Origin of the sequence: Oceanicola sp. 502str15, from assembly GCF_024105635.1 — a bacterium.
In the GTDB taxonomy this organism is placed as follows: Bacteria; Pseudomonadota; Alphaproteobacteria; order Rhodobacterales; family Rhodobacteraceae; genus Vannielia.
The window spans coordinates 1,376,623-1,402,329 of sequence record NZ_WYDQ01000001.1; the positions used below are offsets into that span (position 1 = coordinate 1,376,623).

At 67.3% G+C, this 25,707-nt stretch carries 27 protein-coding genes; 18 read left to right on the forward strand and 9 right to left on the reverse strand.

The annotated features are described in order from the left end of the window. The first annotated feature begins 138 nt into the window (after window positions 1-138). The 3 genes from GTH22_RS06605 (at window position 139) to GTH22_RS06615 (ending at window position 2,994) form a co-directional block, all read left to right on the forward strand. A complete protein-coding gene (locus GTH22_RS06605; RefSeq protein WP_252944092.1) occupies window positions 139-978 on the forward strand; it encodes a MoxR family ATPase in 840 nt (279 codons plus the stop codon). A gap of 196 nt (window positions 979-1,174) precedes the next feature. Further along, on the forward strand, window positions 1,175-2,017 hold the full coding sequence (locus GTH22_RS06610) for a PhzF family phenazine biosynthesis protein (RefSeq protein WP_252944094.1): 843 nt from the start codon (window positions 1,175-1,177) through the stop codon (window positions 2,015-2,017). A gap of 146 nt (window positions 2,018-2,163) precedes the next feature. Then, window positions 2,164-2,994, forward strand: a complete 831-nt coding sequence (locus GTH22_RS06615) for a PhzF family phenazine biosynthesis protein (protein WP_252944096.1) — start codon at window positions 2,164-2,166, stop codon at window positions 2,992-2,994. 48 nt (window positions 2,995-3,042) lie between these two features. Here the strand turns inward: GTH22_RS06615 and GTH22_RS06620 are convergent, their stop codons facing one another. Then, complete coding sequence (locus GTH22_RS06620; protein WP_252944097.1) at window positions 3,043-3,381, reverse strand: helix-turn-helix transcriptional regulator; 339 nt, start codon at window positions 3,379-3,381, stop codon at window positions 3,043-3,045. Window positions 3,382-3,504: 123 nt separating this feature from the next. Here GTH22_RS06620 and GTH22_RS06625 point away from each other — a divergent pair, with 123 nt between their 5' ends. The 4 genes from GTH22_RS06625 to GTH22_RS06640 all read left to right on the forward strand — a co-directional run bounded on the left by GTH22_RS06625 (window position 3,505) and on the right by GTH22_RS06640 (window position 7,163). Continuing rightward, window positions 3,505-3,933, forward strand: a complete 429-nt coding sequence (locus tag GTH22_RS06625; RefSeq protein ID WP_252944098.1) for a Fur family transcriptional regulator — start codon at window positions 3,505-3,507, stop codon at window positions 3,931-3,933. Window positions 3,934-4,077: 144 nt separating this feature from the next. Continuing rightward, entirely contained in the window at window positions 4,078-4,938 is an 861-nt protein-coding gene (locus GTH22_RS06630; protein ID WP_252944099.1) for a DMT family transporter, read from the forward strand. 129 nt (window positions 4,939-5,067) lie between these two features. Next, a complete protein-coding gene (gene eno / locus GTH22_RS06635; protein ID WP_252944100.1) occupies window positions 5,068-6,345 on the forward strand; it encodes a phosphopyruvate hydratase in 1,278 nt (425 codons plus the stop codon). Between the two features lie 86 nt (window positions 6,346-6,431). Further along, window positions 6,432-7,163: a hypothetical protein gene (locus GTH22_RS06640; RefSeq protein WP_252944102.1), complete on the forward strand. Its 732-nt coding sequence runs from the start codon at window positions 6,432-6,434 to the stop codon at window positions 7,161-7,163. A 23-nt stretch (window positions 7,164-7,186) separates the two neighbouring features. Here the strand turns inward: GTH22_RS06640 and GTH22_RS06645 are convergent, their stop codons facing one another. Beyond that, window positions 7,187-7,687 carry a hypothetical protein gene (locus GTH22_RS06645; RefSeq protein ID WP_252944103.1) on the reverse strand — a complete coding sequence of 167 codons (501 nt, stop codon included), beginning with the start codon at window positions 7,685-7,687 and terminating at the stop codon, window positions 7,187-7,189. A gap of 85 nt (window positions 7,688-7,772) precedes the next feature. On the opposite strand from GTH22_RS06645, the gene moaA reads away from it, so the two are divergent. The 3 genes from moaA (at window position 7,773) to GTH22_RS06660 (ending at window position 9,566) form a co-directional block, all read left to right on the forward strand. Continuing rightward, window positions 7,773-8,777 carry a GTP 3',8-cyclase MoaA gene (moaA, locus tag GTH22_RS06650; protein ID WP_252944105.1) on the forward strand — a complete coding sequence of 335 codons (1,005 nt, stop codon included), beginning with the start codon at window positions 7,773-7,775 and terminating at the stop codon, window positions 8,775-8,777. A 265-nt stretch (window positions 8,778-9,042) separates the two neighbouring features. After that, window positions 9,043-9,288 carry a type II toxin-antitoxin system CcdA family antitoxin gene (locus GTH22_RS06655; protein WP_252944108.1) on the forward strand — a complete coding sequence of 82 codons (246 nt, stop codon included), beginning with the start codon at window positions 9,043-9,045 and terminating at the stop codon, window positions 9,286-9,288. Beyond that, complete coding sequence (locus GTH22_RS06660) at window positions 9,276-9,566, forward strand: CcdB family protein (RefSeq protein ID WP_252944110.1); 291 nt, start codon at window positions 9,276-9,278, stop codon at window positions 9,564-9,566. The genes GTH22_RS06655 and GTH22_RS06660 overlap by 13 nt, the downstream gene beginning before the upstream one ends. An 18-nt stretch (window positions 9,567-9,584) precedes the next feature. On the opposite strand, the gene GTH22_RS06665 is transcribed toward GTH22_RS06660, so the two are convergent. Beyond that, window positions 9,585-10,382 (reverse strand): glycosyl transferase, encoded by a 798-nt coding sequence (locus GTH22_RS06665; RefSeq protein WP_252944112.1) that lies wholly within the window; start codon window positions 10,380-10,382, stop codon window positions 9,585-9,587. An 18-nt stretch (window positions 10,383-10,400) separates the two neighbouring features. Beyond that, on the reverse strand, window positions 10,401-10,892 hold the full coding sequence (coaD, locus tag GTH22_RS06670; protein WP_252944114.1) for a pantetheine-phosphate adenylyltransferase: 492 nt from the start codon (window positions 10,890-10,892) through the stop codon (window positions 10,401-10,403). Window positions 10,893-11,163: 271 nt separating this feature from the next. On the opposite strand from coaD, the gene GTH22_RS06675 reads away from it, so the two are divergent. From GTH22_RS06675 to GTH22_RS06685, 3 genes are read left to right on the forward strand one after another with little or no spacing between them, the layout of a single operon-like run. Beyond that, window positions 11,164-11,604, forward strand: coding sequence for a DcrB-related protein (locus GTH22_RS06675; protein WP_252944116.1), 441 nt, complete (start codon window positions 11,164-11,166; stop codon window positions 11,602-11,604). 3 nt (window positions 11,605-11,607) lie between these two features. Beyond that, a complete protein-coding gene (locus GTH22_RS06680; protein ID WP_252944118.1) occupies window positions 11,608-12,612 on the forward strand; it encodes a M91 family zinc metallopeptidase in 1,005 nt (334 codons plus the stop codon). Continuing rightward, the gene (locus GTH22_RS06685) at window positions 12,588-13,328 is read left to right on the forward strand and encodes a hypothetical protein (RefSeq protein WP_252944119.1); all 741 of its coding nucleotides are present in this window, start codon (window positions 12,588-12,590) and stop codon (window positions 13,326-13,328) included. Before GTH22_RS06680 ends, GTH22_RS06685 begins: the two co-directional genes overlap by 25 nt. Window positions 13,329-13,434: 106 nt before the next feature. On the opposite strand, the gene GTH22_RS06690 is transcribed toward GTH22_RS06685, so the two are convergent. Both GTH22_RS06690 and GTH22_RS06695 read right to left on the reverse strand, forming a co-directional pair. Beyond that, entirely contained in the window at window positions 13,435-13,869 is a 435-nt protein-coding gene (locus tag GTH22_RS06690; RefSeq protein ID WP_252944121.1) for a CBS domain-containing protein, read from the reverse strand. Between the two features lie 56 nt (window positions 13,870-13,925). Continuing rightward, complete coding sequence (locus GTH22_RS06695) at window positions 13,926-14,819, reverse strand: LysR family transcriptional regulator (protein ID WP_252944123.1); 894 nt, start codon at window positions 14,817-14,819, stop codon at window positions 13,926-13,928. A 109-nt stretch (window positions 14,820-14,928) separates the two neighbouring features. Between GTH22_RS06695 and GTH22_RS06700 the strand changes: the two genes are divergently transcribed. Beyond that, window positions 14,929-16,428, forward strand: coding sequence for a CoA-acylating methylmalonate-semialdehyde dehydrogenase (locus GTH22_RS06700; RefSeq protein ID WP_252944125.1), 1,500 nt, complete (start codon window positions 14,929-14,931; stop codon window positions 16,426-16,428). Between the two features lie 65 nt (window positions 16,429-16,493). Here GTH22_RS06700 and GTH22_RS06705 read toward each other — a convergent pair whose 3' ends face one another. Together GTH22_RS06705 and GTH22_RS06710 are read right to left on the reverse strand one after the other, a co-directional pair. Then, window positions 16,494-17,222 carry a sulfotransferase gene (locus GTH22_RS06705; protein WP_252947593.1) on the reverse strand — a complete coding sequence of 243 codons (729 nt, stop codon included), beginning with the start codon at window positions 17,220-17,222 and terminating at the stop codon, window positions 16,494-16,496. A gap of 2 nt (window positions 17,223-17,224) precedes the next feature. Further along, a complete protein-coding gene (locus GTH22_RS06710) occupies window positions 17,225-18,238 on the reverse strand; it encodes a glycosyltransferase (RefSeq protein ID WP_252944126.1) in 1,014 nt (337 codons plus the stop codon). A 311-nt stretch (window positions 18,239-18,549) separates the two neighbouring features. On the opposite strand from GTH22_RS06710, the gene GTH22_RS06715 reads away from it, so the two are divergent. Next, a complete protein-coding gene (locus GTH22_RS06715) occupies window positions 18,550-18,966 on the forward strand; it encodes a hypothetical protein (RefSeq protein WP_252944128.1) in 417 nt (138 codons plus the stop codon). Window positions 18,967-19,056: 90 nt separating this feature from the next. Then, window positions 19,057-19,380: a hypothetical protein gene (locus GTH22_RS06720; RefSeq protein ID WP_252944129.1), complete on the forward strand. Its 324-nt coding sequence runs from the start codon at window positions 19,057-19,059 to the stop codon at window positions 19,378-19,380. 54 nt (window positions 19,381-19,434) lie between these two features. Here GTH22_RS06720 and GTH22_RS06725 read toward each other — a convergent pair whose 3' ends face one another. Next, the gene (locus GTH22_RS06725; RefSeq protein ID WP_252944131.1) at window positions 19,435-20,880 is read right to left on the reverse strand and encodes an NCS1 family nucleobase:cation symporter-1; all 1,446 of its coding nucleotides are present in this window, start codon (window positions 20,878-20,880) and stop codon (window positions 19,435-19,437) included. Window positions 20,881-21,147: 267 nt separating this feature from the next. Between GTH22_RS06725 and GTH22_RS06730 the strand changes: the two genes are divergently transcribed. Continuing rightward, the gene (locus tag GTH22_RS06730; protein ID WP_252944133.1) at window positions 21,148-22,281 is read left to right on the forward strand and encodes a carboxylate-amine ligase; all 1,134 of its coding nucleotides are present in this window, start codon (window positions 21,148-21,150) and stop codon (window positions 22,279-22,281) included. 369 nt (window positions 22,282-22,650) lie between these two features. Further along, window positions 22,651-25,200 carry a PAS domain-containing sensor histidine kinase gene (locus tag GTH22_RS06735; RefSeq protein WP_252944135.1) on the forward strand — a complete coding sequence of 850 codons (2,550 nt, stop codon included), beginning with the start codon at window positions 22,651-22,653 and terminating at the stop codon, window positions 25,198-25,200. Window positions 25,201-25,707 lie beyond the last annotated feature (507 nt).

Sequence of the window (25,707 nt, forward strand, 5' to 3'; positions counted from 1 at the left end):
GTCTGTTGCATCGAACGCTCCATTGGGGGTCCATCTACACCCGACAGCCCCCCTTGTCACTGTCTTTTAATGCGTTCAGGTTGGAATTGAACACGCCGTGATCACAATCTCCCGGCAGGAAGAAGATTGAGGAATTTCATGAGATTCGAAGGCACCGACAGCTACGTCGCCACTGAAGACCTGACCGTTGCCGTGAACGCGGCGGTGGCGCTGGAGCGTCCGTTGCTCGTCAAGGGAGAGCCCGGCACCGGCAAGACCGAACTGGCCCGGCAGGTGAGCGCGGCGCTCGGGCTGGAGATGATCGAATGGCACGTCAAATCCACCACCCGCGCCCAGCAGGGTCTCTACGAATATGATGCCGTCAGCCGGTTGCGCGACAGCCAGCTCGGCGACGAGCGGGTGCATGACGTGGCCAATTACATCCGGCGCGGCAAGCTCTGGGAGGCCTTCACCGCCCCCGAGCGCGTGGTGCTGCTGATCGACGAGGTCGACAAGGCCGATATCGAGTTTCCCAACGACCTGCTGCAGGAACTCGACCGGATGGAGTTTCATGTCTACGAAACCGGCGAGACGGTGAAGGCCGTCAACCGCCCCATCGTCATCATCACTTCCAACAACGAAAAGGAGCTGCCCGACGCCTTCCTGCGCCGCTGCTTCTTCCACTTCATCCGCTTCCCCGACGAGGAGACCCTTCGCAAGATCGTCGAGGTCCATCACCCCGGCATCAAGCCCGAGCTTCTCACCACCGCGCTGACCCAATTTTACGAAATCCGCGACCAGCCCGGCCTGAAAAAGAAACCCTCCACCTCCGAGGTGCTAGACTGGCTCAAGCTCCTGCTGGCCGAGGATCTCTCGCCCGAAGACCTCAAGCGCGACGGGGCCAATGCCCTGCCCAAGCTCCACGGCGCGTTGCTGAAGAACGAGCAGGACGTGCACCTCTTCGAACGGCTCGCCTTCATGGCCCGGCGCGAACGCTAGCGCCCCGGCCCCGGCGCGCGTGTTTTCCCGCCGGGGCGCCTCCCCAATTCCGGCAGGCCGTGGTTGACCTTAGGGGACTACGACCAAAGGGTTATATGACTCAATCATTAATCAACTTTTAGGCGTATCCCTGCCCTTTCGCTGCCTCAATGCAACTGAAGGGTGAGTCCAGATCAGTTACAGCAAGGGCAGGATCATGTCTCAGTTCACGACCATGAATATCTTTACCGCTCGCCCGTTCGGCGGCACCACCTTGGCCATCGTTCCCGAGGCCGATGGCCTCGAAGACGAGCAGATGGGCCTCATGGCCCGCGAGCTCAACCACTCCGTCACCGCCTTCATGATGCAGCCGCAGCTCCCCGGCGCCACCGCTCGCCTGCGGTTCTTCAACCCGGCCCGCGAGGTCGATTTCGCCGGTCAGGCGATCATCGGCGTCGCCGTCCACCTCGCCAGCCAGGGCATCGGGCCCGACATGATCTTCGAGATCACCGATGGCACCGTCGCCGCCCGCGCCTCCGGCAACACCGCCGTCTTCACCATCGAGTCCCGCCTGCGCATCCTCGCCCGGCCCGAACTCGGTGATGTCGCCGCGGCCCTCTCGCTCCCCCACCACGCCATCGACGTCAACCACCACCGCCCGGTGCTGGCCACCGTCGGCCTCCCCTTCACCCTCACCGAGCTGAAGTCGCTGCGGGCGCTCGAAGAGGCCGCTCCCAACGTCGAGGCCTTCCGCGTCGGCCACAAGCTCTACCCCAGCAGCTTCAACTTCGCGCAGTACTGCTACTACCGCAAAGACGACAACGTGCACGCCCGCATGTTCAACCTCCACGACACCGTGGTCGAAGACCCGGCCACCGGCTCGGCGGTCGCGGCCCTTGCCGCCTTCCTCACGGCGCTCGACGGAAACCAGCATTTCACCGTGCATCAGGGCGATTATATCGGCCGTCCCTCCAGGTTGCAGGTGCGCAGCACGGCCAAGTCGGTGAGCATCACCGGCAACGCCGTTCCGGTCATGGGCGGTCAACTGATCGCCGCCTAGGGCCAAACCCTTCGGGGGCGATCCCGGAAAATTGCCCCCGAAGCCAATCTCCCGGCCGTCGCAGGCCCCCGCCCCCCTGTCCCCCGGCTTGCCTTGCGCCCCCACGCGCCTACCCTGTGCCCGCACCCCAGCGCGAGGCCCGGACCATGACCCCCTATCTCACCCTCGATGTCTTCACATCGGCCCCCTTCTCCGGCAATCCGCTCGCCGTCATCCCCGATGCAACCGCCCTGCCCGAAGCGGCGCTGCAAAGGATCGCGACCGAGTTCAACTATTCCGAAACCACCTTCGTCTTCCCCCCGGAAGATCCTGAAAACACGGCCAAAGTCCGCATCTTCACACCCACGATGGAGGTGCCCTTCGCCGGGCACCCGCTGATCGGCACCGCCGTCGCTCTGGCCCGCGCGGGCCATGGGCCGGAGATGGTGCTGGAGCTCGGCGTCGGCCCGATCCGCGCCACCGCCACCCCGCAGGAGGCGCGCTTCACGACCGAAGTCGCGCTTCAGGTCATCGCCCGGCCCGACCCCGCCCTCACCGCCCGCGCGCTCGGCCTGCCCCTCTCCGCACTCGCCGCGCCCCCGGTCATGGCCTCCGTCGGCCTGCCCTTCACCCTGACCGAGTTGACCAGCCGCGCGGCGCTCACCGCCTGCGCGCCCGACACCGCCGCCTTCAATGACGGGGCCGCTGCCCATCCCTCGTCGCTCGATTTCGCCCAGTTCGCCTATTGGCGCGACGGCGCCACGATCCACGCCCGCATGTTCGCCCCGCTCGACAACATCCCCGAAGATCCCGCCACCGGCTCCGCCTCCGCGGCGCTTGGCGCATGGCTCACCTCGCAGCACGGGGCGCAGTCCCTCACCATCCACCAGGGCGACGACATGGGCCGACCCTCCCGCATCGGGGTGGAGACAACGGAAACCGCCGTCACCATCTCCGGCGCCGCCGTCCCGATGATGGAAGGTCGCCTGAACATCTAGCCGCAAACCCCTGAGAAAACCCAGCAATCCTGCGCCACAGCGCGCCCCTCAATCCTGCCCGACCTCGCCCCGCCGCACCGCCTCCACCAGCGCCTCGATCCGCTCGAAGCTGCCGCCCCAGAAGCCGCGATAGGCGCCGACCCAGGCAGCCACAAGCTGCATCCCCTCCGGGCGCAGGCTGCACGGCCGGGTCTGCCCCTTCTGGGTGCGCTCGATCAGCCCCGCCGCCTCCAACACCTTGAGATGCTTCGAAATCGCCGGCTGGCTCATGTCATGGCGCGCCACGATCTCGCCCACCGTCGCCGGCCCATCGACCAGCTGCCCGATGATCGCCCGGCGGGTCGGGTCGGCAAGGGCGGAGAAGCAGCGCGAGAGGGAGTCGGCCATGACAAATCACCATCTGGAAATATATCCCAGAAGTAATTCCTTGCCCCAAACCGGGCAAGCCCTCTTTCCCCCTCCCGCCCCTCTTGCTAGGACCATGACAGCGCAACCAAGGCCACGGCCCCCATGACCTCCCCCTTGTCCAACCCCACCCTCATCGAACGCTCCGCGGCCAAGGGGCTGCGCATCACCGGTCAGCGCAAGGTCATTGCCGAGGTGCTCGACGCCGCTTCCGACCACCCCGATGTCGAAGAGCTCTACGCCCGCGCCTCCGCCGTAGACCCCCGCATTTCGCTCGCCACGGTCTATCGCACCGTCAAGCTGTTCGAGGAATCGGGCCTGCTCGAAAAGCTCGAATTCGGCGATGGCCGCGCCCGCTACGAAGACGCCGAGCGCGACCACCACGATCACCTGATCGACATGAAGACCGGCGAGGTGATCGAATTCGTCGACCCCGAGATCGAGGCCCTTCAGGAAAAGATCGCGGAGCGCCTCGGCTACGAGCTGAAGGGCCACAAGCTCGAACTCTACGGCACCCGCAAGAAGCCGGTCTGAGCCTCCCGGGCCGCACCCGCCCGCACACACTCCACTTCCACACACACCCCATTTTCCACCCACACCCCTTTTTCGTCCCCCGCCCCCTCGCCTCTCCCGCCAATCCGCGCTACCACCGGCCTCAACCCCAACGGAGCGGCCCGCATGTCCGACAATCTCAAGGGCATCGCGCTGATGGTGCTCGCCATGCTCGGGCTTGCCTGCACCGACTCCGTGGTCAAGCTCATGGCCGCCTACATGCCCGCGCCGCAGGTCATCCTCATCGTCGGCGGCGCCACCGCGCTGATCTTCTCCGCCGCCGCCCTGATCCACCGCGAGCCGCTCTTCTCCCGCGACTTCCTCCACCCCGCCGTGGTCGGCCGCTCGCTGGCCGAGGCCGTCGCCGCCCTCACCATCACCGCCTCCATCGCGCTGGTCCCGCTCGCCACCGTCTCCGCGCTGATGCAGCTCAACCCGATCCTCGTCACCCTCGGGGCGGCGCTGTTTTTTGGCGAGCAGGTCGGTTGGCGCCGCTGGGCCGCCATCGCCGCCGGCATGGTCGGAATGCTGATGATCGTGCGCCCCGGCCTCTCGGGCTTCGACCCCAACGCCCTCCTGGCCGTCGCCGCCGCCGTCGCCCTCTCCGCCCGCGATCTCACCACCCGCGCCGCGCCCCGCGCCATCCCCTCGCTGACCCTCGCCGCCTGGGGCTTTTCGCTGGTGCCCTTCGCCGCCGTGGCCGCCCTGCTGATCGGCCCGGGCTTCTCGCCGCTCAACGCCGCCTCCCTCGCCTGGGCACCTCTCGGCGTGCTCTTCACCCTCACCGGCTACTGGGCGCTCACCGCCGCCGTGCGCGTCGGCGAACTCTCCACCGTCGCCCCCTTCCGCTACTCCCGCCTGCTCTTCGCCACCCTCATCGCCGTCCTCTTCTTCAACGAGCGCCCCGACGGCTGGACCATCGCAGGCTCCCTCCTCATCATCGCCGCCGGCCTCTACGCCTTTCTGCGCGAACGCCGCCGCAGCTAGCCCGGCCCCGCCGCGCTCCCGTGCCCCCCGCGACCGTTAGCGCAAACATTTACATGCCTCCCGCCTTGCACCACGCCCCCTTGCTGCTATGACTTGGGCCAACCGACACGCCCCAAGGGAGGCCGCCCCATGAGCACCATCATCGACATCCACGCCCGCGAGATCCTCGACAGCCGCGGCAATCCCACCGTCGAAGTCGACGTGACCCTCGAAGACGGCACCGTGGGCCGCGCCGCCGTGCCCTCGGGCGCCTCGACCGGCGCGCATGAGGCGGTCGAAAAGCGCGATGGCGACAAGAAGCGCTACAAGGGCAAGGGCGTGCTGCAAGCCGTCGCCGCCGTGAACGGCGAGATCGCCGAGGCGCTGGTGGGCTTCGACGCCACCGAGCAGGTCGCCCTCGACGGCTCCATGATCGAGCTCGACGGCACCGCCAACAAGGGCCGCCTCGGTGCCAACGCCATCCTCGGCGTGTCGCTCGCCGTCGCCAAGGCCGCCGCCGAATTCACCGGCCAGCCGCTCTACCGCTACGTCGGCGGCACCTCCGCCCGCATGCTCCCGGTGCCGATGATGAACATCATCAACGGCGGCGAGCACGCCGACAACCCGATCGACATCCAGGAATTCATGATCATGCCGGTCGCCGCGCCCACCATCGCGGAAGCCGTGCGCATGGGCTCCGAAGTGTTCCACACCCTCAAGGGCGAGCTTTCGGCGGCAGGCATGTCCACCGGGCTGGGCGACGAGGGCGGCTTCGCACCCGAGATCGCCTCCACCCGCGACGCGCTCGACTTCATCCTGAAGTCCATCGAGAAGGCCGGCTACAAACCGGGCGAAGATATCTACCTCGCCCTCGATTGCGCCGCGACCGAGTATTACAAAGGCGGCAAATACGAGATGAAGGGCGAGGGCGCCTCGCTCTCCTCCGAAGAGAACGCCGACTACCTTGCCAAGCTCGCCGCCGACTACCCGATCATCTCCATCGAAGACGGCATGTCCGAGGATGACTGGGAGGGCTGGAAGATCCTGACCGACAAGATCGGCGACAAGGTGCAGCTCGTGGGCGACGACCTCTTCGTCACCAACCCCACCCGCCTCGCCGACGGCATCTCCAAAGGCGTCGCCAACTCCATGCTGGTGAAGGTGAACCAGATCGGCACCCTCACCGAAACGCTCCAGGCCGTCGATATGGCCCACCGCGCCCGCTACACCAACGTCATGTCGCACCGCTCCGGCGAGACCGAAGACGCCACCATCGCCGACCTCGCCGTCGCCACCAACTGCGGCCAGATCAAGACCGGCTCCCTCGCCCGCTCCGACCGGCTGGCCAAGTACAACCAGCTCATCCGCATCGAGGAAGAGCTTGCCGAAACCGGCCTCTACGCCGGCAAGAGCATCCTGAAGGGCTGATGATGCCCCGCTTGCGAGGCTGCATCGGGTGGCCTCGCAAGCACGCCGCCGCCGGTCGGGCGGCCCGCCGCCGCCAAGCCGGCCCCATGCGCCTCGCCCTCGCCCTAACCCTTCTCGCCGCGCCCCTCTCCGCCGAGCCGCTCGCGCTCTTCGAGGGCCGCGCCGTGCTCACCCTGCCAGCCGAATTCGCCCCCGCGGGCACCACCGAACAGGGCCTGCGCTTCGCTTCCCGACCGATCTGGGAAAGCCTGACGCTGGCGGGCGATTACGCAGAACTCTCCCGCATCGCCCGCGCCGATGCCGAGCTTTTCGGCGATGAAAGCCCCGATTGCGCCGCCGAAGCCGCATTCCCCTATCACTTCTCCTGCAAACCGGCGCAGACCCTGCGCGTCGACTTCCTCGACCTCGCCACACCCCTTGGCCGCGCCTCCCTCACCACCCTCTTCACCCCCCAGCTCGAAACCGGCTGGCAGGCGCTGCCGCCCGCCGAGCGCCTCGCCCGCTACTGCCCGCCGCCGCACCGGGGCTACCACGCGGGCCGGTCGCTCACCTGCTTCCGCCGCGATCTCGTCACCGAGCGCCCCACCCTCGCCGACCGGCTGATCGTCACCGAAGGCCACGCGCTGCACATCACCGCCCAGAACGGCCTTCTGGCGGCGCAGATCAATATCGCCCTGTTCAAGAATGGCCGCGAGGGCGCCCCCTCCCGGGAGGAGGCGCAATCGGCCTACGAGGCGCTGCGCCTCGGCTACTGGGGCGGTCTCACCCCCGAGGCGCTGGCCGGTGAGGCCCTGCTCGAGGCGGTGCAGCTGCCCTGAGCCCTGAGCCCTGAGCGCCCCGCCTAGCCCGCAGATCCCGCGTAAACCACCAGCTCCGGCAGCCCGGTCAGCGGCGCGCCGAGCACCTGGAAGGCGGGCAACGACACCCGCGTGCCCGATCCCTCCGGCCCGCCCGAGGGCCGCAGCTCCACCTGCACCGAATTGCCGTTGCCCGGATAGACCAGCCGCCCCGATTGCGCCGAGGTCACATAGGGCGTCTCGGCCCAGAAGCCCGGATCGGTCGGATCGCCCAGCGAGGCAATCGTCGTGCCCAGCTCGCGCTCCGCGGCCACCGGCGCGGCAGCGGCCGCCTGCTTTTCCTCGTCCGTCGTGGTGTCGAACTGCGCCGCAGTGCGCGCATTCTCCGGCGGCGGCGGGGCCTTCGCGGCCACCGGCGCCTCGCTTGCGGCAGCGGCGTCACCCGCAGGCGCCGCCTCCGCCTTCGGCTTTCGCGCAAACGGACCTTCCGCGCAGCCCGCCAGCAGCAAGGCCGCTCCCGAAACCGCCACAACCCCACGTATCATTCGCACCATCAAGCTCCTTGCCACCTTGGTCGGGGGGCCCGCAATTTACCTTGCCGCCCCCACGCTTCAGCCCTACCTATACCCCATGCAAACGCCCCTGATCGACCCCTTCCAGCGCCCGATCACCTATTTGCGGATCTCCGTGACCGACCGCTGTGACTTTCGCTGTGTCTACTGCATGTCAGAGAACATGACCTTCCTGCCCAAGAAGGAGCTTCTCACCCTCGAAGAGCTCGATGCCGCCTGTACCGGCTTCATCGGCCTTGGCGTCAGGAAGCTGCGGATCACCGGCGGAGAACCGCTGGTGCGCAAGGGCATAATGACCTTCTTCGAGGCGATGACGCGCCATCTGGAGTCCGGCGCGCTCGAGGAGCTGACCCTCACCACCAACGGCTCCCAGCTCGAGCGCTTCGCACCCCAGCTCGCCGCGGCGGGCGTCAAGCGCATCAACATCTCGATCGACACGCTGAACGAAGAGAAATTCGCCCGTATCACCCGCTGGGGCCGCCTGCCCCAGGTGCTGCGCGGCATCGACGCGGCGCAGGCAGCAGGCCTGCGCGTGAAGCTCAACGCCGTGGCGCTGAAGGGCTTCAACGAGGACGAGCTTTTCACCCTCACCGAATTCTGCGCCGCCCGCGACATGGACCTGACATGGATCGAGGTCATGCCCATGGGCGATCTCGGCAACGAGGACCGCATCGGCCAGTATTGGTCGCTCAAGGAGCTGCGCGCCAAGCTGGCCGAGCAATACACCCTGATCGACCTCACCGAGCGCACCGGCGGCCCGGCGCGCTATGTCCAGCTTCAGGAAACCGGCCAGAAGATCGGCTTCATCACGCCGCTGACCCATAACTTCTGCGAAAGCTGCAACCGCGTGCGCCTCACCTGCACCGGCGAGCTTTACATGTGCCTCGGCCAGGAAGACCGCGCCGACCTGCGCGCGCCCCTCCGCCAATACGGCCCCGGCCCCGAGTTCGAAGACGCCATCCGCGCCGCCATCGCCCTCAAGCCCAAGGGCCACGATTTCGACTATTCCCGCCAGACCGTCGAAGGCCAGGTCTCCCGCCACATGAGCCACACCGGCGGCTGACGCTGCTCCCCGTCATCCTCGGGCTTGCCCCGAGGATCTCCCGCCACACGAGCCACACCGGCAGCTGACGCTGCTCCCCGTCATCCTCGGGCTTGCCCCGAGGATCTCCCGCCACACGAGCCACACCGGCAGCTGACGCTGCTCCCCGTCATCCTCGGGCTTGCCCCGAGGATCTCCCGCCACATGAGCCACACCGGGGCAGAGAGCAACATTGCCGGCCCCTCGCATCTGCGGTATGATACTGCGGTATAATCAAGGTGCCCGCATGACCGCCCCCAAACGCAAGACCTCGCTCACCATGGATGTCGCCGATCTCGACGCCGCGCGCGACCTGGGCGTCAATGTCTCCGCCGTCGCCAGCGAGGCCCTTCGCCGCGCCGTGGCAGAGGCCCGCCAACGGCGCTGGCGCGAGGAGAACGCCGAGGCCTTCGCGGCCCAGTCCGAGTGGCACGCGCAAAACGGCCACCCGCTCGCCGCGATCCAGACCGGCCCGGCAACTTGGAAGAGCTGAAACGCCACGACATCGCCGAATGGGACGGCATCGCCATGGTCGTGGTCGAAAGCGACATCCTCCCGCCCGACCCGGCCCTCGTCGTGATCCCGCTCCTGCCCGACTATCCTGCCGCCAAGGGCCTGAACCCGACCATTCGCTACAAGGGTCAACCTCTGGTCCTGGCCACCCGCCTCATCACCTCGGTACGCCGCGCCGCCCTGACCCGCAAGGCCAGTGCCGCCGATCAGGCAGATGACATCACCCGCGCGCTCGATATCCTGCTGACCGGCGTTTGACCCGGGGCACGTCCCGCCCTAAGCCCACTCCGCCCCAAGATCGTCCCGCGCCCGGTCGATCCAGTGCTCGGCCAGCCAGGGCGTCGGCTTGCAGGCCCGCAGCCACGAGCCGGAATAGCCCTCCACCGCCTCATGCATCTTTGGATGCCCGTGGAAGCACACCACCTTGGCCGCCTCCGGCAGCTTCGCGGGCTTCAGCCAGTTCACCGGCGGCAGGCCGAGGCAGTCGTGCTTGAAGCTCACCACCTCCTCGCCGGGCAGATAGGCAAACTCCCCGCGCTCCTGCGCCAGCGTGCTGGTGTAGCGCTGCTCGCTGCCCCGCGCCTTCTCCACCTCGCGCTTGGCGTCTCCGGCCAACACCTCGTAGAGCCAGCCATGCAGCGCCGGGTCGAACCGGAAGACAGAGCCATGCCCCGTCGCACGCCCCCGCCGCGCCTCCACCCAATCGGCCCGCATCGCCACCTTGCCCGGCGCGAAGTTCAGCAGGCCATCCAAAGGCCCCGTCACCACCACGTCCAGATCGAAGCCCAGCAAAGGCCCCTCGAGATCGGGGATCAACCCGGGCCGAAACAGCGACACCTTGCGCATCGCGCCTTGCCGGTTGGCCACGGCCAGCGCCGCATCCATCTCGGCCAGAAACGGCTCCACCGGCAGGTCCAGCACCTCCACATCGGGGTGCAGCCCGCCGCGCTCCTCGGTCATGCAGAAAAACCGCACATCCTCGCTCAGATGCCGCCGCGCCCCGCTATACAGCCGGTTCACATATTCGGGCCCGAAGAGCGTGCCCCACTTGATGCAGATGACATTGGCAACCATGGCGCTGCCCTACCCGGCTCAGGTGTATTTGGCCAGAAGCTTGTCGCGCACCATCGGGCTGACGAACTTCGAGATGTCCCCGTCCAGCCGCGCAATCTCCTTCACCAGCTTCGAGGCAATCGCCTGCCGCTCGGCGCTGGCCATCAGAAACACCGTCTCGATGCTGTCATCGAGCTGCCGGTTCATGCCAACCATCTGATATTCATACTCGAAATCGGCCACAGCCCGCAGCCCGCGCACGATCAGCCCGGCCCCCACGTCGCGGGCGCAGTCGATCAGCAAGTTCTCGAACGGATGCACCACGATCTCGCAGCCCGTGCGCTCGGCGATCCCGGCGCATTCAGCCTCCACCATGGCCTCGCGCTCCTCGAGGTCGAAGAGCGGGCCCTTGTCGCGGTTGATCGCCACCCCGATCACCAGCCGGTCCACCAGGGCGGTGGCGCGGGTGATGATGTCGATATGGCCAAGCGTTACCGGATCGAACGTGCCCGGATAAAGCCCTACGCGCATCGCATGTCCTCCCTCGCGCCTCGGATCGACCGCAGAAAACACCAGCCGCCGCCGGGGGGCAAGGCGAAAGCCGGGGGCGACACGCAATAATCTTGCGCCCCCGAAGCCCGGCGAAAAAGCGCCCAAAACCCGCGATCCGCGCCCCCAAGGCCGGGGCGCGCGCCGGTTTACACCCTTTTTTCACGGCAGCGCCGCTTGTGATGGGGCCGCCCGATGTTACCTTTAGGTCAATTACGCCAAAGATTTTTTTATCAATAGTCGAGTCATCGTCATGGAAGATATCGACCTCCAGGTGTTGAGCGCCCGGCTGCCTGTCGGCTGGGATACCCAGGTCATGGTCACATGCACCCCGCCGCCGGAGGTGAGCCCGCGCCGCTCGGTGGTGTTCCTGCGCAAACCCCTCGCCGGGGCCTCATCCCTCGCAGACTTCGCCGCCGCCCAACGCGACGAGCTGGCAAAACAGCTCACCCAGTTCTCCCTGCTCTACGACGCGCCCGCCGATCTGGGCGGGCGCAGCCTGCCGCTCATCGTCTTCGGCTGGCAGGCCGAGGCCGGGCGGCTGACCCAGGTGCAGGGCTTCTTTCCCGCGACCGACGGCATGGTCTGGATCGCCACCCTCTCCTGCGGCGCGGAAGATTACGACGCGCTCCTGCCCGAGTTTCAGGCCGTGCTCGCCAGCTTCGCGCCCGCCGACGCGCTGGTGGAGGGCTGAACCATGGTCACAACCCCCGCCACCCGCATCTCCGACCGCACCAGCCACATCGTGCCCGCAGTCGCCGCGCTGGCCGCCGCCCTCACCGCCGCCTGCGCCGCCGCCGATGCGCTGCTGAAATCCCCGGTCATGAGCACCCCCGCGGGCGGCGCCGTCGCCGCGGGCGTGGCCGCCGGCCTCTCGGCACTCGGCGCCATGTTCAACATGATCCCGCCCACCGGCGCCGTGCCCGCCATCGGCTTTCCCACCGTCCACACCGGCTCCATCCCGCAGGCCCGCACGCTCGATACCCACGGCTGCATGTTCCACGGGCCCAACACCGTGATCGAAGGCGCGATGACCGTGCTCACCGGCGGGCTGCCCACGGCGCGGGTGATGTCCAAAACCGCCTGCTCCGCCATGTGCTCCTCGGGCCAGTACAACGTGCTCATCGGCGGCAGCTCGGTGACGATCCCGATCAACATCAACGGCACCAACGCCTTCCGCCTCCAGGTCCAGAACGCCGCCGCCGAGCTTTACGGCACCCCCACGGGCCGAGAGATCTTTCGCGGCATCGCGGATTCGGGCAACATGATCGAAATGCACGAACTCGGCGTCGCCAACGGCTATTGCACCCCCAACAACCAGTCCGACGCCCGCGATGGCACCGGCACCGGAAGCCGTGTCGACTGGAACCCGACCCACGCCAACCCCGGCACCTTTCCCGGCGAAACCCCCACCACCGTGCTCGGCCACGAGCTGGTGCACGCCTATCACAACGCCCAGGGCAACCAGGCCGCCGGCCCGATGGACAGCTACCCCGGCCAGTCCGGCAGCTCCAACCGGGGCGAAGAGCGCGCCACCGTCGGCACCCGCGGCACCACCATCACCGACCCCTCCGGCACCGTGGTAAACGTGCCCGACCACGGCAATGACGTGCCCACCGAAAACTCGCTGCGCCGCGACCTCGGCCTGCCCGAACGCCCCAGCTACTATCCGCCCACATGGCCGGGCGGTGCGCCATGGTGATCCGCCGCCGCACCCTGCTGACCGGGGCGGGCGCCGCCTTCCTCGCCCCCCTGGCCTCTGCCTGCCGCACCGGCCATGCCGGCCAATCCGGCGCCGCCACCGCAGGCCCCCTGCCCTCCGCCCGAGGCAACGCGAAAGGAACCGCGACCATGGAGCAAGACGGACTGACCCTTCAGGCCCGCATCGAGGCCCGGCCCGACGCGGGCACCCTCTCGCTCGCCTATCGCATCACCAGCGCCGCAAGCGGCCCGGCCTATGTCTATGACAAGCTGATCGTCCCCAAGCGCGGCGGTGGCGTCGAGGCCAAGGCCGATCGCGCCTATGTCTACCCGCTGCCCGACGAGGGCGAGGTGCTGGTGATGAAGGATGTGCCGCCCCAGCCCCCGGGCCTCTCGCCCGCCTCGCTGGTGGTGCCGCTGATGGTGCGCCTCGCGCCCGGCGAGGCGCTTCAGGGCGCACTCGACTTCGCGCTGCCCCTGCGGCCCTGGCGCGAATATGTCTCCAACGAGCTGGCCTACCCGCGCCAGACCACGCTCGACAGCCTGCGCCTGCGCATCGGCTACGCCCTGCCCCCGCAGGGCGCCGAAGAGACCACCTTCGATCATGCCGGAGAAACCGCCTACAATTTCCGCAACCCGCCCGGCGTGCTCCACCGCCAGGCCTCGCTGGAAGCCCGGTTCGAAACCCCCGGCCTTCCCGTGCTCCTGCCGGAGTAACCCGCCCCGAAACAAGAAAGCCGGGCCACCAAGGCCCGGCCTGTCTGCGTCTCAGGCAGCCGCCTCCCTGCGCCGCAGGCAGGCCGGCACCGCGATCACCGGGGCTTCAATGCCCCATGATCATCCCTTCAAGCGCGTTCTTCTCCATGGACAGCTCGCTGAGCCGCGCCTTGACCACGTCGCCAATCGAGATCAGCCCGATCATCTCGCCGCCCTCCAGCACCGGCATGTGCCGAAACCGGCCCTCGGTCATCTTTTCCAGCACGCTCAGGGCGGTTTCTTCCTTCGAGCAGGTGATGAGCTTCTTCGTCATCAGGTCATCCACCACGTCGCTCAGGCACCCCGGCCCGCGCCGCCCCAGCTCGCGCACGATGTCGCGCTCCGACAGGATGCCATCCGCCGTCTTGCCGTCGGCCGACACGATCACCGAGCCAACCCGCTTTTCCGAAAGCATCTTTGCCGCTTCCGACACCGCGCTTCCCGGCTTCACACAGAGCACGCCGCCCTCACCCTTGTCCTTCAGAATCTGTTGCACGAGCATGGCTTACCTCCTACATGGCCGGTCCCCCCGAGCGTCGCGCCAGCAGGCACCGCCTGTCAAGCCTCGGCTTCCAGCCGCTCCACCTCTGCGCGGAGCCCCTCGCACAGTAGATCGGCAAACCGGCTGAGCCTGCGCACCCGGCGCTCGTCGGCATGGCGCACCAGCCAGAAGGTGCGTCGCAACCGGATCTGCTCGCCCAGAACCCGCTCCACCTTCGGCTCGCCCCCCAGCGCAAACCCGTGCACCACGCCAATCCCCGCGCCCCTCCGCACCCATGCAAATTGCACCGACACCGAGTTCGAGGCCAAATGCACCCGCTCCAGCCCCAGCTCGCCAAGGTAGTCGAGTTCCTTGTCAAAGATCATGTCAGGCACGTAGCCCACCAGCCGCTTGCCCTGCAGGTCATCGAGCCGCGTGATCGGGTTGCGCTTCAGCCAGCGCCGGTTGGCGGCGAGGTAGAGGTGATAGTCGGTGATCTTCTGCACCGTCAGCCGCCCCGCCGTGGGCCGCGACACGGCAATCGCCATGTCCGCCTCGCGCCGGTTGAGGTTGAAGACCCGCGGCAGCGACACGATCTGCACCTCCAGCCCCGGATGGGCATCGCAGATGCCCGCCACCACCTGCGGCAGCAGGAAATTGGCGCAGCCGTCCGGCGCGCCCACCCGTATCGTGCCCGTCAGCCTGTCTTCCTGCCCGCGCACCGCATCCTCGGCCGAGAGCATCGCCTGCTCCAGCTCCTCGGCATGGGGCATCAGCCGCTCCCCCGCTTCGCTCGGCGCATAGCCCTGCGGCGATTTCAGGAACAGCGGCGCGCCAAGGCTCTCCTCCAGCCGCTGCACCCGCCGCCCCACCGTCGCCGGATCGAGCTTCAGCGCGTTCCCCGCCCCCGAGAGGCTTCCCTCCCGCGCAACGGCAATGAAAATCCGCATGTCGTCCCACGACACGGCCATCCTTGTCTCCCATGCATTTTTGCAAGACCTGTTTGTCAAACTGCCGCTTCTACCGGGATAATTGCAAGGGTAGGATCGGCCCGAGCCAGAAAACAGGAGGAGTTCCGCCATGAGCGAGATCGGACATTTCATCGACGGCCAGAAAACCGCAGGCACCTCGGGCCGCGCCGCCGATATCTACAACCCCGCCACCGGCGAAGTGCAGGCCAAGGTCGCGCTGGCCACCAAGGCCGAGGTCGATGACGCCGTCGCCCGCGCCGCCAAGGCCCAGGTCGCCTGGGGCGCCACCAACCCGCAGCGCCGCGCCCGGGTGATGATGGCCTTCGGCGCGCTCATCAACACCCACATGGACGAGCTGGCCGAGCTGGTCGCCCGCGAGCACGGCAAGACCATCCCCGACGCCAAGGGCGACGTGCAGCGCGGTCTCGAGTTCGTCGAGGTCTGCATGGGCGCGCCCCACATGCTGAAGGGCGAATACACCAATGACGGCGGCCCCGGCATCGACCTCTACTCGATGCGCCAGCCCCTCGGCGTGGTCGCCGGCATCACCCCCTTCAACTTCCCGGCGATGATCCCGCTCTGGAAGATGGCCGGCGCGCTGGCCTGCGGCAACGCGATGATCTTGAAACCCTCCGAGCGCGTGCCTTCCACCGCCATGCGCCTCGCAGAGCTGCTGCAAGAGGCCGGCCTGCCCGATGGCGTGCTGCAAGTGGTGAACGGCGACAAGGAAGCCGTCGACGCGCTGCTGGACAATGAAACCATCCAGGCCGTCGCCTTCGTCGGCTCCACGCCCATCGCGCAGTATATCTACGCCCGCGCCACCGCGACCGGCAAACGCGCCCAGTGCTTCGGCGGCGCCAAGAACCACATGATCGTCATGCCCGACGCCGACATGGACAAGGCCGCCGACGCGCTGGTGGGCGCGGCCTACGGCGCCGCAGGCGAGCGCTGCATGGCCATCTCCGTGGCCGTGCCGGTGGGCGAAAAGACCGCCGACACCCTGATCGAAAAGCTGGTGCCCCGCATCGAGGCCCTCAAGGTCGGCCCCTACACCTCCGAAGACGATGTCGACTACGGCCCCGTCATCACCGCAGCCGCCAAACAGCGCATCCTCGGCCTCATCGACTCCGGCGTCGAGCAAGGCGCCGAGCTGGTGGTCGACGGCCGCGACTTCTCGCTGCAAGGCTACGAAAACGGCTACTTCGTCGGCCCCCACCTCTTCGACCGTGTGACTCCCGACATGGACATCTACAAAGAAGAGATCTTCGGCCCCGTGCTCACCCAGGTCCGCACCGAGAGGTACGAAGAAGCCCTCAAGCTGACGATGGACAACCCCTACGGCAACGGCACCGCGATCTACACCGCAGACGGCGACACCGCCCGCGACTTCGCCCACCGGGTCAACGTCGGCATGGTCGGCATCAACTTCCCGATCCCGGTGCCGCTCAGCTACCACACCTTCGGCGGCTGGAAGAAATCCGGCTTTGGCGACCTCAACCAGTACGGCCCGGACGCCTTCCGCTTCTACACCCGCACCAAAACCGTCACCGCCCGCTGGTTCTCCGGCATCAAGGACGGCGGCGAATTCGCCTTCAAGCAGATGGACTGAGCCGGGCGCGACCCCGCAATCCCCATGAAAGGCCCGGCCCCGCGCCGGGCCTTTCGATTTGACCCCTACCCCTTGTTGCTGTGCACATCGACATCGACATGCGCCCGCCCGGGCAAACAGAACTCCAGAATATCCTGCCGCCCCTCCGGCGTGCCCAGCTGCTCCAGCCCGAACAGTCGCACGCTCTCCGGGAAAGCCGCCACCAGGTCGTCGACGCGCGCATAATAGGTGTCGTAGTAACGCGCCACATAGGCCTCCAGCCCGCTGCTGCGCGGCAGATCGAAGCTGGGAAAGTTCTTGTCCCACACCGCGTCACGCACCCAGCGACGGTCCGACGCCGACGCCCAGTGATTGCGCACCCGCTTGCGGTTCAACGGCCACAGCGGCTGTTTCCCGAGCCCTTGAGACATCTTGACCACGAAGCTGGCGATGGTCTCCTCCCGCGCCCGCTTCAGCACCGGAAACCGCGCGCCCGGCGCCCGGTCGAGGATGTATTCAACGTAGGGAAGGTAATAGCTCGCCACGTCCCCGAGCGCGTTCAAAGGTGCGAGGGAGCGAAACCGCTCCAGCGTGTCTTCCTGCCGGTGATAGATGCGGTCGACCGAGAGCAACCGCTCATCGCCGTGCAGCGCCGCATGAAAGTCGCGCAGCAGAGACCCCACCGCCTCCTCAGCCCCCTCCCAGGCAAAGGTCGACGGCGCCATCTCGTGAAAGCAGCACATCCCGGGCTGGTGGTTCAACAACTCTGCCAGGCTGGTCGTTCCGCTCCGCCCCGATCCCAGGCCAAACACCATGGTCACTTCGCGACCACCTCGCCCGAACCCGGGTTCTGCTCCACATGCAGCCGGTCGGCACTCGCGGCGTAATGCCTGCTCCTGAGCCCGAAGACACTGCCGAACGCACCGGCAATCTGACCCGCCTTCCGCGTCGCGTTGAACATCAGCTTACGCCCTTGTTCGGGGCGTGACAGGACCACGACCGGCAGCACGGCCCCCACCACCAGCATCTCCAGAGAGCGCTGGAACACGAACCACAGCCGCTTCGCCACCGACCGGTCCTTCAGCAGCATCTTGTTGCGTTCCTGGTCGCGGATCCGCCGGTAGACGTAGAAGAGCGAAAGCCGCATCGCCGGTTGCGTCTCCTCTGCAATGGCCTCCGGCACCCAACCGATCCGCGCGCCGGCCCTCCGCATCGCCAGGCTGAACGCCGAATCCTCTCCGCCACTCTCCGCGGTCTGCTCATCAAAGCTGGTCACGCCGGTGCGCCGCGCCGCCGCCAGCCGCAAACACCAGTTCCCGGTAAAGGCCTCGACGCCGCCATCGTCATCCACACCCACCGTTCTCGCCCGCTCCACGTCGCGCCTCTGCGAGCGCTGCCGAAGCTGGTTGAGCACCATGAGCTGAAGGCCGGTGAGCGGCTCCGGCGGTGCCACCGGCAAAACCGGCCCGGCCGCAAGATCGAGCCCGCGCGCGTCCATCGCCTCCAGCATCCGAACCAGCCAGTCGGGCTCCACCACCTCGTCATCATCAACGAAGGTCAGAAAGTCGAACCCCTGTGCCATGGCCGCCCCCAGCACCCGGTTGCGGGCGTAGGGGATGCCCTTGCGCGGCTCCAGCATCAGCTCCACAGGCTCCGGCACCGCGCCACGAAAGGCGTCAACCACCTCGGCTACCCGGCTCTCATCGTCGTTCTCGCACAGCAAGAACGCGATCTCCGCCCCCTCGGGCCGCTGCATCCGGGCGAAGCTTTCGAGCAAACGCCCCAAGCCCTCCGGCCTGCGCCGCGTTATCGCACCAACCGCAACACGCACCAAATCGCCTCCTTGCATTCTTCTCATCGTCAAAAAGCTCGACGGCGCAGGCGCACCGCCGATCTTCAGGGAAGGTGCACGTAATGGCCCGCCCACCCGATGGTCAACCGATGGGGGAAGAGTCACTTTTTCAGGCACGTTTTCGCTGAATCGGTCCGCTCCGCCAGAGGTAAAGCCGCCCACTCCGCCTCAATCGTCCGATCCGTTGCGCTTCGGCAGCCTTCCGCCCGGCCTTCCCGTCCCGACTGGGGGTTTTTCGGAATGGACAAACCTTGACCGATTGGTCAACATCCACGCACCAAGGAGCACCAATGCCGCTCACATACCGCATCTTTTCAGACCTCGGGCTGGTCTACGTCCGCTACCAGGGCCATGCCGCGATCGCCGAAACCTCCGAAATGTTCGCCCGCTACATGCGCGATCCCGGCTTCCGGCCCGGGCAGAAGCAACTGGTCGATCTCTCCGGCATCACCAGCTACGAGAAGGACTACGCCGCCCTGCTGGCGGTTCAGGCCAAGAAGGCCGAGGCCTTCCTGCGCGGCCCCGAAACCATCATCGTCTACTACGCGCCCACGCCGGACTCCTACGAAATGGCCAACCTCGTGATGCGCAGCTGGGGCGAGCTCGATGCCATCGTGGCGGTGGTTCAGGACACCGAACGCGGCGCGCTGGATGTGCTCGGGCTGGCCGAGCGCAGCTTCACCGCCCTCACCCGCCGCCCCGCCTGAGCCTACCCCCAAAGGCCGGGCCCAAAGGCCGCCCGCCGGAACCCCACAGCCCGCAGCCGCGTTCCCTCTTCAACCGAAAGGAACGTCACAATGCCCAATGCCCTGCCCCGCGCCACCCCCGCCAAGCTGGCCCTCGCCGCCGCGCTGGCCCTCACCGCCGCCCCGATCTGGGCCCAGAGCTTCATCAGCCCCGACTGCCCCACAGGCTCGCTCCGGGTGAACTCCGCCTGCGTCGCCGCCAACGGCAGCGTGGTCAAACGCTTCGACATCCCCCAGATCGACGGCACACGGGTCTATGACCTGCGCGCCGATGGCACCGCCTCCGGCACCGATGCGCCCGAGAGCGTGGTGATCGAGGAAAACAGCCATTTCGTCACCGGCCTGCAAAGCAAGCTCACCGTCATCGCCGACTGACCGCGGTCATATTACCTCAAGGGCGGCCCCACCGGCCGCCCTCAAGGCCCCTGTTCAGGCAACCACCTTCCCCTTGGCCAGCGCCATATACACCGCGCCCCCAAGCGCCGCCCCGATCAGCCATGCATAGCCCGACAGCACCGCAAGGAAGGGCACCCAAACCGTCGCCACCGAAAACGCCGCGCCCACCGCGAAGGCGATCAGCGCCGCGTCGTTCCAGCCATTCCCGTAGTGATAGCGCCCGCCATTTAGGTCATAGAGATCCTCGCGCGACAGCTCCTGTTTCCGCAGCAGGTAGTAATCCGCCATAATGATCCCGTAGACCGGCGCCAGCGTCGCCCCCAGCGTGTTCACAAAGCCGCCGATCCCGAACTCGCTGATGAAGCTGGTCCAGAACCCGCCGATCACCAGCGCAAAGACCGAGGTGATGATCCCCGCGGCCCGAAAGCTGATGCGCTTGGGCGCAAGGTTGGCAATCCCGTTCACGCTCGGGATGAAGTTGGCCACAAGGTTGATCCCCACGGTCGCGGCAAAGAAGGTCACCGCAGCGATGATGCTCAGCACCACCGAATCCGTCCGCTCCACGATCTCGGTCGGGTTGATGATCGCCTCGCCGTAAACCACCGCCGCCCCGGCCGTGGTCAGCAAGGCCAGCGCCGAAAACAGGATCATGTTCAGCGGCAACCCGGCCAAGTTGCCCAGCATCATCGCCCGCTTGTCCTTGGCGTAGCGGGAGAAGTCACTGAAGTTCAGCAGCACGGCAGCGAAGTAGGAAATCATCGTGCCGACAATCGCGATGAACCCGGTGATCTCGGTCCCCCATGTCGCCTCAGGGTTGGCAAAGATCGTCTGCGCCTGCGCCAAGAGCTGCCCGTCGGACTTCTGCCAAAGCACGATCACCAGCCCGATCATCACCGCATAAACGAACGGCCCGGCGATGTTCAGGAAGGTCTCTACCCAGCCCATTCCGCGCCAGAAGATGAAGATGTGAAAGCCCCAGACGATCAGGAAACTCACCCAATCCACCGCCGTCAGCCCCAGCATCTCCGCGCCCCCGGTGATCCCGGTGACCGAGTAGATCAGCAGCGCCAGCGCGGTGGAGGCAAAATACACCTGCACCCCGTACCAGAACACCGCCACCGTCGCCCGCAGCACCGCAGGCAGCTTGGCCCCCTGCGTCCCCTTGCTGGCCCGCGCCAGCACCGGATAGGGGATGCCATAGCGCTCCCCCGCCGCGCCCGAGAGGTTGACCAGCACCATCACCAGCAGCCCGGCCACGATCAGCGCCGCAAAGGCCGTCCAGCCGCTCACCCCGTAGGAAATGAACAGCGAGGCCACGAGGCTGTAGCCAAACAGCGACTGGATGTCGTTCGCCCAGATGTTGAAGATGGCAAACCACCCCCAGCTCTTCTGCGCCCCCGTCACCGGCGCCAGCGTGTCATCGCCGCCGCCTGCCCCATGGGTCGCGGCGGCGCCTCCGATATCTTCGATGGTGGCCATGGTCGTCCCTCCTGACCTGATGTTTGCAAAGGGCAGACCGGCCCGCGCGTCCCCACGCCCGGACCTCACCCCCATGTCAAAAGCCTCACGCCCCCGCCCCGGCCTTGCCAAGGCCGCGCCCGCCCGGCCCCCGCCTCATCCCCCGATTGCACGCGGCCCATGCGGGCGCCGGCCCCCATCGCTCAAAACCTGTGCGCCCCGCACACGTCTCACCCTTCCCCCGCCCGCCCGGCTCTGCCACTCTCATCTGGCGTGTTGGAGGTGCAGATGGCCGTAAAAACTCCCAGTTTCACCCTCGGGATCGAGGAAGAATACCTGCTGGTAAACCGCGACACCCTCAACCTCGCCCGCGCCCCCGAGGCGCTGATGGAGGCCTGCGCCGCCGAGCTGTCCGATCAGGTCAGCCCCGAATTCCTGCAATGCCAGATAGAGATCGGCACCCGCGTCTGCGGCAACATCTCCGAGGCGCGTGACGACCTCAAACGCCTGCGCAGCGCCATCTCGCGCCACGCCGCCGAACACGGGCTCGCCCCCATCGCCGTCTCCTGCCACCCCTTCGCCGACTGGAAAGACCAGAGCCACACCGACAAGAGCCGCTACAACGCCCTGCACCAGGATCTCGGCGGCGTGGTGCGGCGGGCGCTGATCTGCGGCATGCACGTGCACGTCGGCATCGAGGACGACGAGCTGCGCGCCGACCTGCTGCCCCAGCTCTCCTACTTCCTGCCCCACCTGCTGGCGCTCTCCGGCTCCTCGCCCTTCTGGCAGGGGCAGGACACGCATATGTCCTCCTACCGCGTCTCGGTCTTCGACAACCTCCCCCGCACCGGCCTGCCGCCGAGCTTCGAGAGCTTCGGCGAATACGAGCGCACGGTGCAGGTGCTGGTCGACCTCGGGGTGATCGAAGACAGCTCCAAGATCTGGTGGGACCTGCGCCCCTCGCACCAGTATTCCACCCTCGAAACCCGCATCTGCGACGTGTCGCCCCGGCTCGAAGACACACTGACCCTCGCCGCCACCATCCAGGCCCTGCTGCGCATGCTCTGGCGCCTGCGCACCCGCAACCTCCGCTGGCGCCGCTACGACCGCTTCCTGATCATGGAAAACCGCTGGCGCGCCCAGCGGTATGGCGTGTCCGAGGGCCTGATAGACTTCGGCGCCCGCGAGATCGTCCCCATGGCCGAGCTGGCCGAGGAACTGGTGGAGATCCTGTCCGAAGACGCCCACGCCCTCGGTTCCGAGGCCGAAATCGCCCGACTACCGGAGATCGTCTCCGCCGGAAACGCCGCAGACCGCCAACGGGCGGTCTACGCGGGGAACATGGAGGCCGGCGCCACGCACGACGCGGCGATGCGGGGGGTGGTGGAGAGTTTGGTGGATGAGTTTGGGGAGGGGTGTTGAGGGGCGCCGCACAAGTTTCTGGCTCCACTCTGCACGAGCCATCCGAACCAAGCCTACGTCTCTGTACGGACGCTTTCTTTACGATTATTGGCAAACGCCCTGACAATCTAAAAACAAACACCCCGGGGCAAACTCGATGCAAGGTGAGTGAACCACTTTAACACTCGGGCAAAGGGCTCGGCGTCCTTGCGCCGTTGTATCCTCGCCAGAGTGTAGCTCCTCCCCTGGCCACCCCCGCTCCCCCCCAAAACCCGGTATCTCTGGATTTTCGCCTCGGCTCTGCTAACCTCCCGGAACTGGGGAAGAGTTTGTTGTTTGGCCCGATCCGCCATGGAAGGCACCGAGCTGCCCCGTCGGTCGGGAGGGCACATGCTGATTGCACTTTTCCAGAGCCTCTCCGGTCTGCTGCTGGCAGGCGCCTTCCTCTATGCGATCTTCGCCTCCGAAAGCCTCAGGGCGCGCAAGCCGCTGCAACAGGCGCTGATCGGCCTCGTCTTCGGCTTTCTCGTCATCTCGCTCAGCCAAAATTCCTACCCGGTCCCGCCCCGCGGCGTGCCGGTCGATGCCAATGCCGGCCCGCTGATCTTTGCCGGCTACCTCGGCGGCCCCCTCGGCGCCGGCATCGCCGCCCTCTTCAGCCTCCTCGCGGCGCTCACCAACGAGGGCGCGATCCCCTGGTTGGGGGTCTTCGTCAACCTCGCCATCCCCCTCGTCGGCCTTGTCGTCGGCCAACTGCACCCGCCCCGCCAATGGCCCGAGGTGCAACCCAGGACAATCCTCTGCCTCCTCGCCGGCTTCCTGCCGATCTTCCTGGTCACAACCCTCGTCGCCGGCACCTCCATCTCCGGGCTGAACGGCTACCTGATCGCCGGCGAGATCGCCCTGATCGTGGCCGCCGTCGGCACGGTCTCGATCCTGCTGACCTGGCAGATCATCGCCTTCGCCTGCCGCTTCGCCATGGCCGCCACCCATGCCAAGCGCCTCGCCAGAAAGCTCAACCTCGCCCTGCGCCACTCCGGCATCGGCGTCTTCGAGCGCCCGGTGCCCGGCTCCCACGTGGTGGTCGATGCCGGGCTGCTCGAAATCTACGGGCTGAAGCGCGAGCCCGGCCCCCTCGCCGTCGCCACATGGCTCGAAACCATCCACCCTGAAGACCTGCCCGCGCTGAAGGCCGAGATGCAGCACGCCAGCCGCGGCGAGAAAAAGCAGGACTGGCTCGACTTCCGCGCCATCCGCCCCGACGGCGCGGTGCGCCACATCCGCGGCCACTGGTTCACCGAGCACGAGCCCGGCGGGCGGGTCAATCGTGTGGTCGGCCTGCACGCCGACATCACCGAGATCCGCGAGGCCGAACGCAGGCACCTCGACACCCTGAGCCGCCTCGCGCTGGTGGCCGAAAACCTGCCCGGCGTGGTGCTGCAGGTCGATGTCACCGACTGGTCCGACGCCCGCATCACCTACGTCAGCGACAAATGCACCAACTTCTGGGGCTACACCCCCGAGGAGATCTACGCCGACAACAGCCTCTTCACCTCCGCCATCGACCCCGACGACCGCGCCGCCTCGCGCGCCCACCTGATGTCGCAGGTCGCGCTCCGCCTGCCGATCTCCATGCGCTACCGCGTCACCGCGCGCGACGGCCAGCTCCGCTGGATGGATTTCCACGGCAATTCCAGCATCCAGGACGGCAGAACCCTGCTCGAGGGCATCGTGCTCGACGTGACTCAGGAAGCGGAGGCGCGCCAGCAGGTCGAGGCCGAACGCGAAATCGCCCACCAGGCCCAGAAGAGCGAGAGCATCGGCCACCTCACCGGCGGCGTGGCCCATGACTTCAACAACCTTCTGGCGGTGATCCTCGGCAACCTCGAACTGCTGCGCGACCACCCCGACGCCGCCGAGCGCGACGCGCTGATCGAGGCCGCCATCACCGCCAGCCTGCGTGGCGCCGACCTCACCCGCAACATGCTCGCCTTCGCCCGCCGCGCCCGCCTCACCCCCGAGGTGCTCGATCTCAACACCGTGGTGCGCGAGGCCAAGAACTGGATGGGCCGCACCCTGCCCGAGAGCGTCGAGGTCGAAAGCTCCCTGCTCGCCGGCCTCTGGCCGGTCCAGGCCGACCCGGCCTCGCTCGAGAGCGCCCTGCTCAACCTCATCCTCAACGCCCGTGACGCGATGGGGGGCCACGGCAAGCTGACGATCGAAACCTCCAACGTCCGCATCGACGAGGCCTATCTCGACACCCGCCACGAAAGCCTCGCCCCCGGCCGCTACGTGCTGCTGGCGGTGAGCGACACGGGCGAGGGCATCGGCGAGGCCGACATCAACCGCATCTTCGAGCCCTTCTTCACCACCAAGCCCGCCGGCACCGGCTCGGGGCTGGGGCTGTCGATGACGCTGGGCTTCATGCGCCAGTCCGGCGGCACCGTGCAGGTCTATTCCGAACCCGGATGCGGCACGACCTTCAAGCTCTACTTCCCCGCCTCCGACAAGGCCGTCGCCCCGCCCCGCCGCCGCCCCGAGGCCGCCGGAAGCGACCCCGGCAAAAAGCGCCTGCTGCTGGTCGAAGACGAGGCGGCGGTGCGCAACACCCTGCTCGCCATCCTGCAACGCGGCGGCTACGAGGTCACCGCCGCCACCTCCGGCGACGAGGCCTGGGAGATCTTCCGCAACGACCGGAGCTTCGACCTCATGCTCACCGACATCGTCATGCCCGGCACCCTCCAGGGCACCCACCTCGCCCGCGAGGTCCGCAAGCTGCGCACCGACCTGCCGATCGTCTTCATGTCAGGCTACGCCAACGAGGCCACGGTCCACGGCAACGGCCTGCGCAGCCACGACATCCGCCTGATGAAACCCGTCCAGCGCGCCGACCTCCTCGCCGCCCTGAACCGCGCCCTCACCACCCCCACCCCAGACTGACCACCCGACACTCCCCCCAACCGCCGCCACTCCCAAACCCCCACCACCAAACCCTGCCCCCTCACCACAGCCCCGCCCCCATAGCCCCCCCCCAACTCACCTGAAATCCCCCAACCCAACCTCATTTTCTTGCTGAAAGTATCTCCGGGGGGCATGGGGGGCTGGCCCCCCATCCACCAGCCGAAACCAATAACCGGCCCCCCGGATTCACGCTCCACCCGACACTCCCCCCAACCGCCCCCACACCCCAAACCCCACCACCAAACCGCCCCCTCTCACCACACCCCGCCCCCAAAGCCCCTCCAAACTCGCCTGAAGTCTTCCCCACCCAACCTCATTTTCTTGCTGCAAATATCTCCGGGGGGCATGGGGGGCTGGCCCCCCATCCACCAGCCAATACCAAACACCGGCCCACCCGGATTCACGCTCCACCCGACACCCCCGACCACCCCCTTGCCAAATCCCTCCCCCCGCTCCAAAATTGAACCCGCGTTCAATAACGCCACG

Bases quoted from the DNA above. Each gene is read 5' to 3' on its own strand.
- GTH22_RS06675 (WP_252944116.1), top strand. From the start codon at position 11,164: ATGGAAGATATCGACCTCCAGGTGTTGAGCGCCCGGCTGCCTGTCGGC.
- GTH22_RS06620 (WP_252944097.1), bottom strand. From the start codon at position 3,381: ATGGCCGACTCCCTCTCGCGCTGCTTCTCCGCCCTTGCCGACCCGACC.
- GTH22_RS06625 (WP_252944098.1), top strand. From the start codon at position 3,505: ATGACCTCCCCCTTGTCCAACCCCACCCTCATCGAACGCTCCGCGGCC.
- GTH22_RS06695 (WP_252944123.1), bottom strand. From the start codon at position 14,819: ATGGCCGTGTCGTGGGACGACATGCGGATTTTCATTGCCGTTGCGCGG.
- GTH22_RS06640 (WP_252944102.1), top strand. From the start codon at position 6,432: ATGCGCCTCGCCCTCGCCCTAACCCTTCTCGCCGCGCCCCTCTCCGCC.
- GTH22_RS06655 (WP_252944108.1), top strand. From the start codon at position 9,043: ATGACCGCCCCCAAACGCAAGACCTCGCTCACCATGGATGTCGCCGAT.
- GTH22_RS06725 (WP_252944131.1), bottom strand. From the start codon at position 20,880: ATGGCCACCATCGAAGATATCGGAGGCGCCGCCGCGACCCATGGGGCA.
- GTH22_RS06690 (WP_252944121.1), bottom strand. From the start codon at position 13,869: ATGCTCGTGCAACAGATTCTGAAGGACAAGGGTGAGGGCGGCGTGCTC.
- GTH22_RS06700 (WP_252944125.1), top strand. From the start codon at position 14,929: ATGAGCGAGATCGGACATTTCATCGACGGCCAGAAAACCGCAGGCACC.
- GTH22_RS06715 (WP_252944128.1), top strand. From the start codon at position 18,550: ATGCCGCTCACATACCGCATCTTTTCAGACCTCGGGCTGGTCTACGTC.
- coaD (WP_252944114.1), bottom strand. From the start codon at position 10,892: ATGCGCGTAGGGCTTTATCCGGGCACGTTCGATCCGGTAACGCTTGGC.
- GTH22_RS06705 (WP_252947593.1), bottom strand. From the start codon at position 17,222: ATGGTGTTTGGCCTGGGATCGGGGCGGAGCGGAACGACCAGCCTGGCA.
- GTH22_RS06605 (WP_252944092.1), top strand. From the start codon at position 139: ATGAGATTCGAAGGCACCGACAGCTACGTCGCCACTGAAGACCTGACC.
- GTH22_RS06685 (WP_252944119.1), top strand. From the start codon at position 12,588: ATGGCCGGGCGGTGCGCCATGGTGATCCGCCGCCGCACCCTGCTGACC.
- GTH22_RS06680 (WP_252944118.1), top strand. From the start codon at position 11,608: ATGGTCACAACCCCCGCCACCCGCATCTCCGACCGCACCAGCCACATC.
- moaA (WP_252944105.1), top strand. From the start codon at position 7,773: ATGCAAACGCCCCTGATCGACCCCTTCCAGCGCCCGATCACCTATTTG.
- GTH22_RS06720 (WP_252944129.1), top strand. From the start codon at position 19,057: ATGCCCAATGCCCTGCCCCGCGCCACCCCCGCCAAGCTGGCCCTCGCC.
- GTH22_RS06665 (WP_252944112.1), bottom strand. From the start codon at position 10,382: ATGGTTGCCAATGTCATCTGCATCAAGTGGGGCACGCTCTTCGGGCCC.
- GTH22_RS06645 (WP_252944103.1), bottom strand. From the start codon at position 7,687: ATGATACGTGGGGTTGTGGCGGTTTCGGGAGCGGCCTTGCTGCTGGCG.
- GTH22_RS06735 (WP_252944135.1), top strand. From the start codon at position 22,651: ATGCTGATTGCACTTTTCCAGAGCCTCTCCGGTCTGCTGCTGGCAGGC.
- GTH22_RS06630 (WP_252944099.1), top strand. From the start codon at position 4,078: ATGTCCGACAATCTCAAGGGCATCGCGCTGATGGTGCTCGCCATGCTC.
- GTH22_RS06615 (WP_252944096.1), top strand. From the start codon at position 2,164: ATGACCCCCTATCTCACCCTCGATGTCTTCACATCGGCCCCCTTCTCC.
- GTH22_RS06610 (WP_252944094.1), top strand. From the start codon at position 1,175: ATGTCTCAGTTCACGACCATGAATATCTTTACCGCTCGCCCGTTCGGC.
- GTH22_RS06730 (WP_252944133.1), top strand. From the start codon at position 21,148: ATGGCCGTAAAAACTCCCAGTTTCACCCTCGGGATCGAGGAAGAATAC.
- eno (WP_252944100.1), top strand. From the start codon at position 5,068: ATGAGCACCATCATCGACATCCACGCCCGCGAGATCCTCGACAGCCGC.